Raw genomic sequence first — 15791 nt, forward strand, 5'->3', positions numbered from 1 at the left:
CTTCGCCGGGACGGGACGCGAGGACGAAGGGATGATCGTCGACAAGGTGGACCATGGCCCGATTGCCTCTTGAAACTATACGCGTGCTGGACCTGACAAGGGTACTGGCGGGGCCGTTCGGGTCGCAGATACTGGCGGACATGGGCGCGGACGTGATCAAGATAGAGCGCCCGGTGGTGGGCGACGACGCCCGAATCTTCGGCGAGCCCTATCTGCGCGACGGGGAAGGCAGGCCGACGCGCGAAAACGCCTTCTACCTGTCGGTCAACCGCAACAAGCGGTCGGTCGCGCTCAACATCGCGAGCACCGGGGGGCAGGCGCTGATCCGCGAGCTGGTGAAGTCCTGCGACGTGGTGATGGAGAATTACAAGGTCGGCGACCTCAAGCGCTACGGCCTCGACTATGAAAGCCTGAAGGCGGTCAACCCGCGCATCGTCTATTGCTCCGTCACCGGCTACGGCCAGACCGGGCCGCTTGCGGGCAAGCCGGGATATGACGCGGTGTTCCAGGGCGAATGCGGGCTGATGAGCGTGACCGGCGTGCCGGACGGCAAGCCCGGCGCCGGGCCGATGAAGGTCGGTCCCAGCATCATCGACCTGTTCACCGGCCTCAACGTCGCCAACGCCATCCTCGCCGCGCTCTATCATCGCGACGCCAATGGCGGCGAGGGGCAGTATATCGACATCGCGCTGCTGGATTGCGGCGTGTCGGCGCTGTCCCATTATGCGCAGATCTATCTGACGTCGGGCGAGGTCCCGGTGCGGCGCGGCACGCAGGGCAATGGCGGCATGCCGACCAGCATGTTCCCGTGCAGCGACGGCGCGATCATGATCACCTCCGGCAACGACAAGCAATATGTGGCGCTGTGCGACGCGGTGGGCCATCCCGAACTGGCGACCCACCCGCGCTTCCACACCAATGTGCTGCGCGTGCAGCACCGGGACGAGATCACCGAGGTGTTCAACGCGATCTTCGCGACCAACACGGTCGATTACTGGCTGGAGAAGCTGGGCGCGGCGGGCATACCCAGCGGGCCGATCAACGATCTGGCGCAGGTGTTCGCCTATCCGCAGGCGGTGCATCGCGGCCTGCGCGCCCGCGCGCCCCATCCACTCAAGCCCGATCTCGACGTGATCCGCAGCCCGCTCAATTTCTCGGCCACGCCGATCACCGATTATCGCGCGCCGCCGATGCTGGGCGAACATACCGCCGAGGTGCTGGGCGAGGTGCTGAACCTCGATGAGGAAGCGCTGGCCCGGTTGCGGGAGCAGGGCGTTATCTGACGCCCCGGCCCCGCCGCCGCTCAGCCATAGCCCTGCCGCGCCCGGTAGACGGCGAAGCGCTCCTCCAGCCCGGCGCGGGTCAGGCCGAAATCCTCCGGCCGGTGCTTCGGCCCGCCGCCGCCGCTCCGGCGCGGATGCGCGTCGAGCCAGGCGCGCATCGCGCCTTCCGTTTCGGCGGTCAGCTCCAGATCCAGCGCGTCATAGATGCGCCGGATCGTCCCCATCTGATCGCCGGTGAAGTCGCGGAAATCCACGTCTATGAAGCGGTTGGCGCTGGCCGACCGCACCGCATGGGCGCGCTCCAGCGCCTCGGCCCAGATCGCCGTTTCCCGCCGTCCCACCGCCGCCGGATCGGCCTTCGCCCCGCAAAAGGCGCGCCGCGCCGCATAGATGAGGTTGCTGACCGACGGCATCGCCTCCACCGGATCGCGATGGGTCTGGATCACCGTCGCGTCGGGAAAGACGGTCAGAACCTCGCGTAGCGAAAAGAGGTCGGTCGGGTTCTTCAGCAGCCAGCGCCGCCGGTCCCCCGCGCCGATCAGGCGCAGCACATCGGCCAGCCAGCGATAGGAATCGCTGTCGTCGCGCCCCTGATACCAGGCGTCGTAGCGCGGCACGTCCCACATGGAGGGCCACATATTGCTGGCGAAGCTGGCGCCGAGGATGAACAGCGATTCCTCTATGCCCTCGGCCGTCATCATATGATCGGCGGCGGCCTCCGGCGCGGCGGCGAGGAAGGCGTCGAGCGCGGCCTTTTCCGCGCGATATTCGCGGATGGCATCCCAGTCCTCCCGCGCCGGACGCGGCATCGGGTAGACGGTCAGCCAATGTTCCGGCCCCTGAAATTGCGGGTCGAGCGACAGAAGGAGGTGCAGCGCGGTCGTGCCCGACCGCACCAGCCCGGCGATGATCACCGGCGCCCGCACCGGCTGGTCCAGCAATTCGGGATGCCGTTTCAGCCCCTTGACCGCCAGCGCGCGGGTGTCGAGCGACTGGCCTATGCGGAAGGCGCTGGCCGCGACGCAGGCGGGATCGAGGTCGAGCGCGCGGATATCCGCCAGCAGCAGGTCGAGCCCCTCGCGAAAGCCCTCGTCGCCGAAGTCGGCAAGCCCGGTGCGCGCGGTCGAGGCCGCCAGCATCGCTTCGGGCGTCAATGTTTCCGCGCCGTCCATCACCGCCGCCCCGCTCATGCCGCCCTCCACGGGTCGACATGCACCTTGGTTTCGTTCGCGCCGGCGCGCAGCGCCTCGAACAGGGCGGGGAAATCATCGAGGCCGACCGTGCGCGACACCATGCGGCGCGGCTCGACATGCCCGGCGTCGAGCATGTCGGCGCTGTGCTGGAATTCCCGCAGATCATAGGCGAAGGAAAATTTGATCGTCACCTGCTTCCACGTGGCGAGCGACGGCAGGATCGGGTCGGGCGAGGTGCAGAAGCCCAGCGAGACGACCGTGCCGCCGGGCGCGACCAGCTCCACCGCCTTCTGCGTGCACCCGACCGCGCCGGTGCATTCGAACACGATGTCGGGCATGCCGCCCAGCGCCGCCGCGATCCGCTCCCCCTCGCCTTCGCCGAAGGTTTCGAACGCGCTCGCCCCCATGTGCAGCGCGAGGTCCGCCCGGCGCGACGAGCGGGACAGCGCGACGACCTTGCCCGCCCCCAGCAGGCGCGCCCAATAGAGGACGGCAAGGCCGATCGATCCGGCGCCCAGCACCGCGACCCGCGCGCCCGGCTGCATCCCCGACAGGCGCACGCCGCGCAGGCCCACGGCCAGCGGCTCGACCAGCGCGCCGTCCTCGGCGGACATCGCCTGCGGCAGGACGATCGCGCTGGCCGCCGAAATCCGCATATATTCGCCGAATCCGCCGACCAGCCCCTGCATCTGCGCGCAGGCCATCGGATAGCCCGCAAGGCAGGGCGCGCACCGGCCGCACCCGGCCACCGGCATCGCCGTCACCTGCTGGCCCGCCTTCAGCCCCTCCACCCCCTTGCCGAGCGCGACCACCTCGCCGCAATATTCATGCCCCAGCACCGTGCCCGCCGGGAAGTCGTTGCCATGGCCGGAGGTCATGTGCAGGTCGGTGCCGCAGACGCCGCAGCGCGTGACGCGGATCACCGCCTCGCCGGGGCCGGGTTCAGGATCGGCCACGCGCTCCACCACCAGCGGCGTGCCCGCGCCCTTGAAAACAGCTGCTTTCATCTTGCTCTCCACTTGCTCGCCGCGCGGGGTCGGCGGCGCTCTTTTCGTTCAACGGGTGCGCAGGCGGGGCACGCTGCCGAAAAAGGCCCTGCCCCCTTCGTCCAGCCGGATGAACTCGCAATAATGCCCCAGATGGGCGCGCGTATCCGCATAGATATAATCGAGCGCGCCCGGCATGCCGCCATGGAGCGGCACCGCATAGCCCATCTGTCCCAGACGCGTCAGCATCGCCTCATGGTCGTCGATCAGATAGCCGAGATGATGCAGGCGGATCGCCCCGCCTTCATCGCCCCCCGGCAGCGCGTCGTCATAGATGGTTCGCTGCGCCGGGTCCGGCTCGATGATCTCGGTCATCACCTCGTCGATCCAGGTCAGTGCGATCCGCCGCGTGGGCGGCTGGCGGCCGTCGATCGGGCCGGGCTCGCTGACCGTGAAGTCCACCGCGCCGAAGCGGTCGGCAAAGGCGGCGCAGGCGCGATCCAGATCGCGCGTCACATAGCCGAGCTGAAAAAAGCCGCTGAAAAAATTCATGGGCAGGCATCCTCCTTGCGTCGGGTGCCATTTGTCGCCATGGGCCTTCCCGTTGCAATATAGGTACCCTATAGTATCTATAACTCAAGCGGGATGGCCATCGCATCCGTGATGAATCCTTCCGCCCGCCCACGCCGGAGACATGCCGACCATGCAGAGCCGCCTACCCCCGCCCGTCCCGCCCCAGGCCCCATCGCAGGCCAAAACCGCCAAGCAGCCGTGGCGCGGCGGGCGGCTGCCGCAGAGCGAGGTGGAGCGGCGCATCGCGCATCTGCTGGAGGTGGCCGGGCGGGAATTCGCGGCGCGCGGCTTCGGCGGCACCAATCTCGACCGGCTGGTGGCGCTTTCGGGCGTCAGCAAGACGACCATCCTGCGCCGCTTCGGCAGCAAGGAGGGGCTGTTCAACACGCTGATCGACCAGACGATGGTGGCGATCCGCGCGCGCCTTGCCGCCGTCCGCTTCGATGTCGAGCATCCGCGCCGCACCATCGAGCAGTTCATCGACGCCTATATCGAAACCGCGATCGGCAATCCGCTCGGCCATATGCTGCTGGGCGTCGCGATCTTGGAACGCACCGCCTCCCCGCATTTGAGCCGTATGATCCTCGACCAGGCGCGGGAAGGGCTGCGACCGATCGCCGATTTCATCGCCCGGCTGATGGAGCGGGGGATATTGTGCCGCGCCGATCCGATGGAAGTGGCGCTCGACCTGCAAGGGCTGATGACGCAGGGATTCCGCGTCTTCGTCGAAAACCCCGCCTTCCTCACCCGCCCCGGCCGCAGCGGCGAAATCGCCCGCCGCTTCCTCAAGGGCTGGTCCTGACACCCGTTCCATCATCTATGTGATGGCATCCGGGCATGAGGTGTTCGGGGTCGGGGACTCATTTATATCGGGGGGAGGAGAGACGGCGGGTTGTGATCCGCCATAACGGATAAGGAGCGGGGCAATGACAGCGCAAGCGCAGGCCGTCGAAAAGGCGCCTTCATATACGGGTCCGATCTTCGACGCGGATACGCATTTCTGGGAAACGGACGAGGCATGGACCCGCTATCTGCCCCGCGACGCGGCGGAGAAATACGGGGTCAGCTTCCGGCGCGGCGAGGATGGCGACTATGCGATGTATGTCGGCCCGCGCAAGGTGGAGATCAGCGCCGACCATCTGTTCGAGGACGGCCGCGTCCCCGCGCCGGGCAAGCTGCACGAATGGCTGCGCGCGATGAAGGAGGGCAAGGCGGAGATCGACCTGCACGTGCCCAAGACCGCCGACATGCTGGAGCCGCAGGCGCGGGTGAAGAAGCTGGATGCATGGGATGTGCGCTCGTCCATCCTGTTCATCGGCAACATGATCACCGCGATCAGCTTCCTCGACGATCCCGCCTACGCCTATCCGGTGCTGAACGCCTATAATGCGTGGATGTACGACCAGTGGAAATATAATTATGACGACCGCATCTTCGCCGCGCCGATCGTCACCCTCGACAGCGTGGAGGAGGCGTGCAAGCAGCTGCGCGGGGTGATCGGGAAAGGCGCGAAGCTCATCCTTATGCCGATGGGACCCTATAACGGCAAGGCGCCCGCCCATCCCGACCATGACCCGTTCTGGGCGATCGCCAACGAGGCGGGCATCCGCGTCGTGTTCCACGTTTCCGAGGCGATCTACATGAAGGATCATATGGCGCTGTGGGGCGAGGGCATGCAGCAATCGCGCATACGCCAGTCGGCCTTCGTGTGGATGCACGGCTATTCGGAGCGGCCGGTGATCGAAACGCTGTCGAGCTTCATCTTCTGGAATTTCTTCGAACGTTTCCCCAATGTGAAGCTGCTGTCGGCGGAGAACGGGGCCGAATGGGTGCCGTCCATGCTCGTCAAGATGGACAAGTGCCGGGGCATCGCCAAAAACGGCCATTGGCCCGCCGGGCAGCTCAAGGACCGGCCCAGCCGCATCTTCACCCGCCATGTCTCGGTCGTCGCCTATCCGGAGGACAATCTGAAGGCGATCGTCGATCAGGTCGGCAATGCCGACTGGCTGCTGATGGGGTCGGACTATCCCCATGCCGAAGGGGTGGAGGAGCCCCGCCTCTTCGCCGACGAGGCGTGCCGGGGCCTCTCGCCGCAGGACACGCGCAAGATCATGTACGAAAACGGCATGAGGTTCATGGGGCTGACGCCATAGGGACGGCGGCGGACGGGAAGGAAATCCGCGACGGGATATTGCAACGCCTCCTGTCCTGTCATCAAATGGCGATGATGACCGACCCCATGCCCCTCCCCGCCAGGACGCCCTGATGCCGCATATCACCTTCATCAGCAGCACCGGGGCCGTCCGCACGGTGGAAGGCCCGGTCGGCCAGTCGGTCATGGAAATCGCCAAGCGCCACGGCGTCGACGGCATAGTGGGCGAATGCGGCGGGTGCTGCGCCTGCGCCACCTGCCATGTCCATGTCGCGGCGGACTGGCGCGAGCGGGTGGGGCCGCCCTCGGCCGACGAGGCCGACATGCTGGAGTTCGTGTCCGAGCGGCGGGAGGGCTCCCGCCTCTCCTGCCAGATCCGCGTGCGCGAGGCGCTGGACGGGCTGGTCGTGCACACGCCGGAGCGTCAGGGATAGAGGGGACTGGACAGGCGCACGCGCCGATGGCCAGATGCGGCGACACGCATCTTCGATCCGGGAAAAGAGGTTCCGACATGCCGAGAAATCCGGTCAAGCAGGTGGAGGTGGGGCAGACCCATTATGCCGATATGCTGCCCGATATCGGCGTGGAGCATTTCGGCTGCGTCTGGCATCTCTATACCTTGGGGCATCTGGTCCAGACCGACCTCGACAGGGTCGCGCGCAAGATCGGGCTGAGCTTCGCCGACCTCGAATTTCTGGGCATGCTGCCGATCGAACCGCGGCAGTCGCCGCGCGCCACCGACATCGCCTCCTCCCTCTACGTGTCCCACGCCGCCGTCTCCTCCCGCGTCGCGCGGCTGGTGAAGGCGGGCCTGATCGCGCGCGAGCCGGCGGGCGACGACCGCCGCGCCCATGTGCTGAGCGTCACCCCCAAAGGGCGGGAGCTACTCCGCCGCGCGCTCGACATGATCGCGCGGGAGACCAACATCGTCCGCTTCTTCGGCCGCCTCACCCCGGAGGACCGCCAGGCCTTCACCCGCATATTGGGCCTGCTGCACGAGGATTACGATCGCCTGTTCGTCGGTGCCGTCCGGCAGGAGTGAGGGGGGGGTGGAGAGCGGACACTCCCCCCAACCGTTCGGGCTGAGCTTGTCGAAGCCCTGTCCTTCTTCTTTCTCCGGCGCAGAAAAAAGTACAGCCCTTCGACAAGCTCAGGGCGAACGGTTTGTTAAATCCGCCCCTTCCGCATCCCGATCGCCAACAAAAAAGGGGGCAGGCAATCGCCCGCCCCTTTCCTCCAATATCCGAAGATGGGGTCAGGGGCTGGATGGCGTGCCCCTGACCCTTCCCCCTTGCGACCCGCCATCAGAAGCGGAAGCCGACCTCCAGGCCGTAGGTGCGCGGTTCGCCGTAGACGCTGGACTGGAAGCCCAGCCCTTCCGCGATCAGGCCGAGCACGCCGATGCGATAGGTTTCGTCGAGCGCGTTGTTGACGAACGCCGCGACCGAAATGCCGGAACGGCCGATATCGTTGAGTTCCGCGCGCAGGTTGACCAGCGAATAGGGCGCCTGCCTGCCTTCCCGTTCGAAGTCGTCCAGATAGTTCGCGCTGCGCCAGGTATAGTTCAGCACGAAGTTCAGCTCGCCGGTATTCGGGTCGAGCGGCGGCGAGATCACGGCCGTCGCTCCCAGCTGATGCTTGGGCACGCCGCGCTGGGCGATTTCCGGCCCGATGGCCGATGTCGCCCCGCCTTCCAGAACCTTGACCTTGGTATAGGAATAGAAACCGGTCAGCGAGAAGCCCTCGGTATTGAACGTCGCCTCGAACTCACCGCCGGTATTGCGCTGCTTGGCGGTGTTGTCGACGATGGTGAAGACGTTGCCGTTGACGAAGGTGGCGCGCTGCTTCTGCACGTTGCTGCCGTCCTGACGGAACAGCGCGGTGCTGGTGGTCAGGCGGCCCGCGCCCAGCGGGGTGTTGGTCTTGAGGCCGATTTCATATTCGTCGACGAATTCCGGCAGGAACGGCGCCAGCGTCACATAGCTGGTGGCGCGGGTCGAAAAGCCGCCCGCGCGGAAGCCATGGCGATAGGACGCATAGGCGGTCACCTGCTCGCTCGGCTCATATTGCACGGTGGCGTCGTAGGTCCATTCCTTGAACGTCTTCTGGTTCGTGAAACGGCACTGGTCGAACGGAACCGTCTGGGTGCCCGCCGTCGCCGCGTCGATGTCGAAGCTGCACCGGCCGACGGAGCCGTCGCCGTTGACGATGTTCGGCATGGAGGGCGACACTGTGATCTTCCGCTTGTCGTAATTGTAGCGCAGGCCGCCCGACAGGCTCAGTTGATCGGTGACGTGGAGGGTCCCCGCGATAAACGCGGCGGCCGTGCGCGAATAGCCCTCGCCCGGATTGGCGGTGACGAACAGCGCCCCATCGGTGGTCCGGGCGTTGAGGCCCGCGCCGACGATGTTCAGTTCCGGCAGGGTGTTGGCGAGCGACCCGTCAATGCCCTTTTCCTCGAAATAATAGACGCCGAGGATATAGTCGAGCTTCCTGTCGAACGCCTTGCCCTGGATCTGGAATTCCTCGCTGATATTGCGCGAGCGGGAATATTGATAGGGCGTGATCAGGAAGAGCGGTATGCCGTCATAGTCCTGCACCATGTCGCGCCGGACCTTGCGATAGCCGAAGATGTTCTTGATCGTCAGGTTGTCGCTCAGTTCCCAGGTGGTCTTGTTGGTAATGCCCCAGTTCTTGATATCCTCATAAGGCGCGCCGAAAACGTCGAGATTGCCGCCTTCGCCCGCGCCCAGGTTGAACGTGAAGCGCTTGTTGCGGAACAGCTCCTGCGCCTCGGCGATCTGGGCCGTGATATTGCCGTCGATCAGGCCGCCAAGATACAGGTTCGCATAGTTGCTGAGCACCGACGGGAAGCGCGTCGACGTGAGGAAGGCCGCGGTGCCGGTTTCGCTGGACTTGTACCAGTCGAAGACGGTCAGCGATTCCAGTCCTTCCACCGGCTCTACCAGAGCGGATACGCGGAAGGTGTCGTAATTCTGGTTGTCGTAGCGGCGGCCGGTGGTGACTTCGCGCGCCCAGCCGTCGCGCTCATGCGTCTTGCCGGAAAAGCGCAACGCGATCTTGTCGCCGAGCGGCACGTTGACCATGCCGTAGACGTCGTACATGTCGTAATTGCCGTACTGCCCGCGCACCTCGCCCGCGAACTCGCCCAGCCTGGGGTGGGCAGGCTCCACCAGCACCGCGCCGCCGGTCATGTTGCGGCCGAACAGCGTGCCCTGCACGCCCTTCAGCACCTGGACCGATTCCAGGTCGAAGAAGCTCTTGCCGAACCCGTAGGGGCGCGGCTGGACGACTTCGGCGAAATAGGTGCCGACCGGCGGATCGGTGAAAAGCTGCGTTTCCTGCGTGCGCTGGCCGCGCAGTGAGAAGGCGACCGTGTTGCGCTGGCTCTGCGCGCTGGTGATCGAAAGGGACGGCGTGCGATATTGCAGGCCCTGAACGTCCGTCACGCCCGATTTCTGCAATTGCTCGCCCGAAATGGCCGACACCGAAATCGGCACGTCCTGGATCGATTCCTCGCGACGGCGCGCGGTGACGATGATCTCGGTGGCGGACACGGCCCCCTGCTCCGCCACCTGGGCCGCCGCATGATCGGCGTACAGTCCAGCGGTAACGAGGCATGACGACAGTAAAATTGTTCTGATGCGCATTTGCGACAATCCCCTCTCTGACACATGGGCGCATACCCGAAGCATACGCCCCAATTAAATTGGCGACCTTGGATTTCTTCACATTTTCTGTTGTTGCATGAGGATTATCACCCATTGCCGTCCTTGGCACTTGGCGCGCCCGACATATCGGAAATGCGATATGTCATGGTCGCGGCCTTTCCTGTCCTTGTCTTGGCCCGGTGCCCTGCCCGACACCGAAACGACCGGAAAATGAGGAGGATCGAGAGATGCAGAGGCTGAAGGACAAGGTGGCGGTCGTCACCGGCGCGGGCCGCAATATCGGCCGGGCCGAGGCGATGCTGCTGGCCGCGCAGGGCGCGAAGCTGGTCGTCAACGATCTGGGCGGCGGCCCCTATGGCACGGAGCCGGGGGACGACAGCCTCGCCGAGGCGGTGGCGCGGGAAATCCGCGAGGCGGGCGGCGAGGCGGTGGCGCACTGTTCCAGCGTGGCGACTCGCGAAGGGGCGGAAGCGGCGATAGCCAGGGCGATCGACGCCTATGGCCGCATCGACATCCTCATCAACAATGCAGGCATCGTGCGCCCGGCCCGCATCGACCGCATGACCGACGAGGACTGGCGGCTCTGCATGGACGTCAGCCTGACCGCGAGCTTCCACACCTGCCGCGCCGCCGCCGCCCATATGATCGGCCAGCGCTCCGGGGTGATCGTCAACACCGGCTCCCCGTCGGGCTTCGGCCATTGGGGCATGTCCAACTATTCCGCCGCCAAGGAAGGGCTGCTGGGCTTCACCCGCTCGATCGCGCGCGACCTGGGCGAATTCGGCATACGCTGCAACCTGATCCGCCCGGTGTCGCACCTGACAGGCACCTATACGCCGGAGATTCAGGACACCATCGACCAGTCGGCGCGCCTCGGCCTGCCGCTGCTGTGGAACAGGCCGATGGCCGCGCCCCGGATGACCGCGCTGCCGGAGCATGTCGCCGCGCTGGTCGTCTGGCTGTGCACCGACGCCGCCGCGCATATCAGCGGGCGCGACTTCTTCATCCAGGGCGACGAGGTCGCGCTGATCCCCGAACCGGAGGCGATCCGCACCAGCATCCATCCGGGCGGCTGGACGCTCGACGCCTTAGATGAAGAGGCCAACCGCGCCTATATATTCGGCGACATCCCCAACCGCTTCGTCCGTCAGGCGCCACCGGCCTGAATGGGCCCCACGGGCGGCGCGTGATGATCCACCGCCGCCCAGCCGAAGCGCGGCGCGGTCGCGGCGTTATTCTCCTCCGCCTGCCATTCCACCGGGTTCACCATCCAGTAGAACAGGCCGTAGACGATATGCGCGCGGATCGCCTCCCACGCCTGCGGCAGGCCGGGCGGATCGGCGACGCCGTGCCGGGCGAGCGCGGCCAGATATCCGGCGATCAGTTCCTGCTCCCACGTCCGCCGGTCGAGCGGATCGAGCGCGGAGATGTAGAAATAGGCGACGTCCTGCGCCCAATGGCCCCGCCGCGTCGTCTGCCAGTCGAGAAAGCCCGGCCCGCCGTCGGCGCGGATATACATATTGCCCAGATGCGCATCGCCATGGATGACGCAGACCGGCCCCCGCCGCCCGTAGCGGCGCAGCGCCTGCAACGCCGCCGCCATCGTCACCCGGTCCCTGCATCGCGCCGGAACGGCCAGCGCGCGCGGCAGCGCCATATAGCGATCCCATGTCGCGGGCTGGAGCTGCCCGCGCCCGAAATCGCCCCATTGCTCGTCGGGCAGGGGATCGTGGCGCATCAGCCAGCCGAGCGCGCCGTCATCCTCCAGCGCCGGGCTGTTCCACCAGCGGGCATGCAGCGCGGCGAGATCGTCCAGAAAGGCGGCGGCGGCGCCCTTGTCCAGCGGCTCCTGCACGCGGCAGATCCGCGCGCCCGCATGGCGCAGATCCTCCATCACCACCATGCCCTGATCGGCATCGTCGGCGGCGAAGAGTATGCGGGGCAGGCCCATGGAAAGCTGCGGCGCCAGCCGGTCGAAGAAGCGCGCCTCGGTCTGGTAGCAGAATTTCACCAGCTCGCGATGTTCGGCCAGCCCCGCCTTGATGCACAGATGATCGGGCAGTCCGGCGGCCCTGCCCGCTTCATTATAGGCCACCCGCGCCATCATCTTGGTGCCGGTGCCCCAGAGGATATCGCCGACCTCCAGCCGCTCCACCGCCACGCCGGGATGGCGGGCGGACAGCGCCTCGCCCAGCCAGTCCGCCGTCACCTCTTCCACGGTCAGCGGCAATCGCCCTTTCGCCATTCCGGCCCCTCCTCTGTTCGCGGCGGTCATGGCGCGACAATGGACCGGTCCGGGCGCGCAGCACCATCGCCCGCCGCCCGGCCGCGCACGGTATCAGCCATGTGATATATTCATCCCCGCGAGCACCGCCATGCCCTCCATCGTCAGCCCTTGCTCCAGTTCCGCCGCCAGCCGCTCCTTGAGGTGGCGGGTCAGCAGCAGGCGGGTATAGCGATTGGCGAGCGGCGGGCGGGCGGCGATGGCGCGCGCATGCTCCCACGCGCGGTCCGTCAGGCGGTCGGCGGGCAGCACCTCGCCCACCAGCCCCAGCGACAGCGCCTCCCGCGCGGCGATTTCCTGCCCCGTCAGCAGGAAATAGCGGCCCCGGTTCGGCCCCAGCAGCATCGGCCAGACGACGTGCACGCCGTCGCCCGGAACGACCCCGGCGATCGCATGGGCCTTGTCCGCGAACCGCGCGGTTTCGCTGGCCAGCACGATATCGGCGAGCAGCGGGATTTCGGCATGGACGAAGGCCGCGCCGTGCACCGCCGCGATCACCGGCACTTCGATCGCCAGCAGGTTCATCAGCAGGTCGCGCCCTTCCCGCAGGATGACGTCCCACATCGCGGACGAAAGCGGCGGCGGCGCGACGCCGGTGTCGAACCCGGCGCAGAAATCCTCGCCCGTGCCGGTGATAATCACCGCGCGGACATCTGCATCGGCGGCGATCCCCGCGAACGCCCGGCCCAGCTCGCGATGCAGCCCGCCCCATGGCGCCCACAGCGCGGACCCGCCGCGATGATGCAGGCGCAGCTCGACGATCCCATCCTGCCTCGTGATCGCGATCGTGTCGAAATGTTCGTCCATGTCTCTCTCCTTCCGCGCCACTCTATACTATGAAGTAATCACTTGATAAGAGATGTTCGACGGCAGCAATCGCGAGAGAGGACAGGAAGAGGATGACGGGCAAGGTCAATGAGGCGGTGCAGCGGACGCTGGACGATCTGGTGGCGCAGGGGCGCGAAATCGGCGTGCAGGTCTGCGCCTGGCTGGGCGAGGAGCAGATCGTGGATTGCTGGGCCGGGTTGGCCGATGCCGATACCGGCGCGCCGGTCGACGGCGATACGCTGTTCAACGTCTTTTCGGTGTCGAAGGCGGTCACGGCCACCGCGCTGCATATGCAGGTGGAGCGGGGCCTGGTGGAGTATGACGCGCCGGTCGCGGACTATTGGCCCGACTTCGCGCAGGCGGGCAAGGGCGACGTCACCGTCCGCCATGTCCTCTCCCATGTGTCGGGCGTGCTGCGCATGCCGCCCGACGTCACGCCCGAACTGATGACCAACTGGGACTGGATGTGCAGTCGCATCGCGGAGATGCCGGGCGTCTATCCGGCGGGCAGCCGCTCCTCCTACCAGTCGATGACCTTCGGCTGGCTGGTCGGCGAGGTCGTCCGCCGCACCGACCCGAAGCGCCGCCCCTTCGGCCAGTTCATCCGCGAGGAGATCGCGCAGCCGCTCGGCGCGACGGACCTGTGGATGGGCATTCCGGCGGAGGTCGAGCCGCGCATCGCGAAGCTGGACGACGTGGCCGTCTATGTCGCGCCCGACGGCAATATGATGCGCGAGGCGCAGCCGCTGATCGTCGACCTGATGCCCGATCCGTTCGAGCGCCCCTATGTGCGCCGCGCCTGCATCCCGGCGGTGGGCGGCATCTTCAACGCGCGCAGCGAGGCGCGCTTCTGGGCGATGCTGGCCAATGGCGGGCAATTGAATGGCGTGCGCCTGCTGTCGGAGGAACGCGTCGCCAGCTTCGCCGCGCCGCGCCCCCATTTCGAGGATGCCGACCCGGTCTTTTTCGGCATGAAGGTGCCGATCGGCTGGGCCGGTTTCTGGCTGGGCGGGGCGGAGGCGCCGCCGGTTTCCAGCCCGCGCAACATGCGGGCGCTCTGCCACCCCGGCATGGGCGGATCGATCGGCTGGGCCGATCCGGACCTGAAGCTGGCGGTCGCCTTCTGCCACAACCGCATGTTCGACACGATCGACATCGCCGAAGACAGCCGCACCATCATCGGCGACGTGATCCGGGGGGCGCTGTGATCTGGGATTATATCATCGTCGGCGGCGGCTCGGCGGGCTGCGTGCTCGCCCATCGCCTGTCGGAAAATCCGGCGAACACGGTCTTGCTGCTGGAGGCGGGGCCGGAGGATCGCAACCCGTTCATCCACATGCCGAGGGGCGCGGCGAAGCTCTACACCGATCCGCGCCATGTCTGGTATTTCCAGACCGAGGGCCATGAGGACGTGCCCTCCGAAACATGGATTCGCGGCAAGATGCTGGGCGGCTCCTCCTCGGTCAACGGCATGATGTATTTCCGGGGCCAGCCGGAGGATTACGACCATTGGGAGGAACTGGGCGCGAAGGGCTGGGGCTGGAACCGCATCGGCCCGGCCTTCCGCGCGATGGAAACGCATGAACTGGGCGGCGATGCGGTGCGGGGCGGCGGGGGGCCGCTGCGCATCAGCATCGAACCCAATCGCGAACCGCTGTCCGAGGCGTTCATCGCGGCGGGGCAGCAGATGGGCCTGCCCCGCGTCGAGGACCTCAACCAGAGCGGGCGCGAAGGGGTCGGCTATACCAGCCGCACCATCTGGAAAGGCCGCCGCCAGAGCGCCGCGCAGGCCTTTCTGAAGCAGGCGCGCAGCCGCCCCAATTTGCGGGTCGTGACCGGCGCGCTGGTGGACCGGGTGGACTTCGCGGGCCGCCGGGCGAAGGGGGTGCATGCCTCGGTCAACGGCAAGGCGGAGTATTTCGCCAGCGGCCGCGACGTCATCGTCGCGGCGGGCGCGCTGATGTCGCCGCAGATCCTCGAACGCTCCGGCATCGGCCGCGCCGCGCTGCTCCGCGATCTGGGGATAGAGGTGGTGGCCGACAGCCCCGGCGTGGGTGAGCATATGCTCGAACACCGGCTGCTGATGATGCAATATGACCTCAAGGGGCCGTTCAGCCATAACCGGCAGCTTCAGGGCCTGCGCCTCATCGGCAATGTGCTGCGCTATTATGCGCTGCGCAGCGGGCCGATGGCGGTGGGCTATGGCACGGTCGGCGCCTTCGCCAAGGTGCTGCCGGAATCGGGCACGCCGGATATCGAGATATTGCTGTCCCCCGCCGTCGCCGCGCCGGACGAGAAGGGCAATATGGTCGCGGACCGGGCGGAAAGCCTGTCGCTGTTCGGCTATCCGCTGCGCTCACGCAGCGAGGGGCAGGTGCATATCGCCTCCGCCGACCCGCGCCAGCCCGCACGGATCAGGGCCGGCTATCTGACCGATCCCTATGACTGCGCGGTCACGGTCGCCATGCACCGCTATCTGCGCGAGTGGATGGGGCAGCCCGCGCTGGCCGCCCTTGTCGGCGAGGAGCGCGAGCCGACCCGGTCGCTGCACAGCGACGAAGAGATTCTCGCCGCCTTCCGCCAGATCGGGCAGGCGGGCTATCATGCCTGCGGCACCTGCCGCATGGGCGGTTTCGACGACGCGGTGCTGGACGACAGGCTGCGCGTGCGCGGGGTGGACGGTTTGCGCGTGATGGATGGCTCGATCATGCCCACCATGGTATCCGCCAATACCAACGGGCCGATCATGGCGGCGGCCTGGCATGCGGCGGACCTGATAATGGAGGGACACAATCACTGA

At 66.8% G+C, this 15791-nt stretch carries 14 protein-coding genes; 8 read left to right on the plus strand and 6 right to left on the minus strand.

Annotated features, from left to right (window positions below):
* Positions 1–53 precede the first annotated feature (53 nt).
* A complete protein-coding gene (locus tag GGR43_RS08135; protein WP_188071459.1) occupies positions 54–1283 on the plus strand; it encodes a CaiB/BaiF CoA transferase family protein in 1230 nt (409 codons plus the stop codon).
* Positions 1284–1303: 20 nt separating this feature from the next.
* Here the strand turns inward: GGR43_RS08135 and GGR43_RS08140 are convergent, their stop codons facing one another.
* The 3 genes from GGR43_RS08140 to GGR43_RS08150 are packed head-to-tail and all read right to left on the minus strand — an operon-like array spanning position 1304 to position 4014.
* Positions 1304–2473: a sulfotransferase family protein gene (locus GGR43_RS08140; protein WP_246343422.1), complete on the minus strand. Its 1170-nt coding sequence runs from the start codon at positions 2471–2473 to the stop codon at positions 1304–1306.
* Complete coding sequence (locus GGR43_RS08145; protein WP_188071460.1) at positions 2470–3483, minus strand: alcohol dehydrogenase catalytic domain-containing protein; 1014 nt, start codon at positions 3481–3483, stop codon at positions 2470–2472. The genes GGR43_RS08140 and GGR43_RS08145 overlap by 4 nt, the downstream gene beginning before the upstream one ends.
* Before the next feature lie 48 nt (positions 3484–3531).
* Positions 3532–4014, minus strand: a complete 483-nt coding sequence (locus GGR43_RS08150) for a VOC family protein (RefSeq protein ID WP_188071461.1) — start codon at positions 4012–4014, stop codon at positions 3532–3534.
* Between the two features lie 142 nt (positions 4015–4156).
* On the opposite strand from GGR43_RS08150, the gene GGR43_RS08155 reads away from it, so the two are divergent.
* The 4 genes from GGR43_RS08155 to GGR43_RS08170 all read left to right on the plus strand — a co-directional run bounded on the left by GGR43_RS08155 (position 4157) and on the right by GGR43_RS08170 (position 7229).
* Positions 4157–4837 carry a TetR/AcrR family transcriptional regulator gene (locus tag GGR43_RS08155; RefSeq protein WP_223177354.1) on the plus strand — a complete coding sequence of 227 codons (681 nt, stop codon included), beginning with the start codon at positions 4157–4159 and terminating at the stop codon, positions 4835–4837.
* A gap of 124 nt (positions 4838–4961) precedes the next feature.
* Complete coding sequence (locus tag GGR43_RS08160; RefSeq protein WP_188071463.1) at positions 4962–6188, plus strand: amidohydrolase family protein; 1227 nt, start codon at positions 4962–4964, stop codon at positions 6186–6188.
* A 112-nt stretch (positions 6189–6300) separates the two neighbouring features.
* Entirely contained in the window at positions 6301–6621 is a 321-nt protein-coding gene (locus GGR43_RS08165) for a 2Fe-2S iron-sulfur cluster-binding protein (RefSeq protein WP_188071464.1), read from the plus strand.
* Between the two features lie 77 nt (positions 6622–6698).
* Positions 6699–7229 carry a MarR family winged helix-turn-helix transcriptional regulator gene (locus GGR43_RS08170; protein WP_188071465.1) on the plus strand — a complete coding sequence of 177 codons (531 nt, stop codon included), beginning with the start codon at positions 6699–6701 and terminating at the stop codon, positions 7227–7229.
* Between the two features lie 262 nt (positions 7230–7491).
* On the opposite strand, the gene GGR43_RS08175 is transcribed toward GGR43_RS08170, so the two are convergent.
* Positions 7492–9858 carry a TonB-dependent receptor gene (locus tag GGR43_RS08175; RefSeq protein ID WP_188071466.1) on the minus strand — a complete coding sequence of 789 codons (2367 nt, stop codon included), beginning with the start codon at positions 9856–9858 and terminating at the stop codon, positions 7492–7494.
* A gap of 248 nt (positions 9859–10106) precedes the next feature.
* Here GGR43_RS08175 and GGR43_RS08180 point away from each other — a divergent pair, with 248 nt between their 5' ends.
* Positions 10107–11045, plus strand: a complete 939-nt coding sequence (locus tag GGR43_RS08180; protein WP_188071467.1) for an SDR family NAD(P)-dependent oxidoreductase — start codon at positions 10107–10109, stop codon at positions 11043–11045.
* Here the strand turns inward: GGR43_RS08180 and GGR43_RS08185 are convergent.
* Entirely contained in the window at positions 11027–12124 is a 1098-nt protein-coding gene (locus GGR43_RS08185) for a phosphotransferase (RefSeq protein WP_188071468.1), read from the minus strand. The two genes, GGR43_RS08180 and GGR43_RS08185, sit on opposite strands and share 19 nt — an antisense overlap.
* Positions 12125–12217: 93 nt before the next feature.
* The gene (locus GGR43_RS08190) at positions 12218–12970 is read right to left on the minus strand and encodes an enoyl-CoA hydratase/isomerase family protein (RefSeq protein WP_188071469.1); all 753 of its coding nucleotides are present in this window, start codon (positions 12968–12970) and stop codon (positions 12218–12220) included.
* 92 nt (positions 12971–13062) lie between these two features.
* On the opposite strand from GGR43_RS08190, the gene GGR43_RS08195 reads away from it, so the two are divergent.
* Positions 13063–14199: a serine hydrolase domain-containing protein gene (locus GGR43_RS08195; protein WP_188071470.1), complete on the plus strand. Its 1137-nt coding sequence runs from the start codon at positions 13063–13065 to the stop codon at positions 14197–14199.
* Positions 14196–15791: a GMC family oxidoreductase gene (locus GGR43_RS08200; protein ID WP_188071471.1), complete on the plus strand. Its 1596-nt coding sequence runs from the start codon at positions 14196–14198 to the stop codon at positions 15789–15791. The genes GGR43_RS08195 and GGR43_RS08200 overlap by 4 nt, the downstream gene beginning before the upstream one ends.

Origin of the sequence: Sphingobium jiangsuense, assembly GCF_014196495.1 — a bacterium.
Taxonomy (GTDB): Bacteria; Pseudomonadota; Alphaproteobacteria; order Sphingomonadales; family Sphingomonadaceae; genus Sphingobium; species Sphingobium jiangsuense.

Coding starts and splice junctions, on each gene's coding strand:
- GGR43_RS08135 (WP_188071459.1), top strand. CDS start 54: ATGGCCCGATTGCCTCTTGAAACTATACGCGTGCTGGACCTGACAAGG.
- GGR43_RS08140 (WP_246343422.1), bottom strand. CDS start 2,473: ATGAGCGGGGCGGCGGTGATGGACGGCGCGGAAACATTGACGCCCGAA.
- GGR43_RS08145 (WP_188071460.1), bottom strand. CDS start 3,483: ATGAAAGCAGCTGTTTTCAAGGGCGCGGGCACGCCGCTGGTGGTGGAG.
- GGR43_RS08150 (WP_188071461.1), bottom strand. CDS start 4,014: ATGAATTTTTTCAGCGGCTTTTTTCAGCTCGGCTATGTGACGCGCGAT.
- GGR43_RS08155 (WP_223177354.1), top strand. CDS start 4,157: ATGCCGACCATGCAGAGCCGCCTACCCCCGCCCGTCCCGCCCCAGGCC.
- GGR43_RS08160 (WP_188071463.1), top strand. CDS start 4,962: ATGACAGCGCAAGCGCAGGCCGTCGAAAAGGCGCCTTCATATACGGGT.
- GGR43_RS08165 (WP_188071464.1), top strand. CDS start 6,301: ATGCCGCATATCACCTTCATCAGCAGCACCGGGGCCGTCCGCACGGTG.
- GGR43_RS08170 (WP_188071465.1), top strand. CDS start 6,699: ATGCCGAGAAATCCGGTCAAGCAGGTGGAGGTGGGGCAGACCCATTAT.
- GGR43_RS08175 (WP_188071466.1), bottom strand. CDS start 9,858: ATGCGCATCAGAACAATTTTACTGTCGTCATGCCTCGTTACCGCTGGA.
- GGR43_RS08180 (WP_188071467.1), top strand. CDS start 10,107: ATGCAGAGGCTGAAGGACAAGGTGGCGGTCGTCACCGGCGCGGGCCGC.
- GGR43_RS08185 (WP_188071468.1), bottom strand. CDS start 12,124: ATGGCGAAAGGGCGATTGCCGCTGACCGTGGAAGAGGTGACGGCGGAC.
- GGR43_RS08190 (WP_188071469.1), bottom strand. CDS start 12,970: ATGGACGAACATTTCGACACGATCGCGATCACGAGGCAGGATGGGATC.
- GGR43_RS08195 (WP_188071470.1), top strand. CDS start 13,063: ATGACGGGCAAGGTCAATGAGGCGGTGCAGCGGACGCTGGACGATCTG.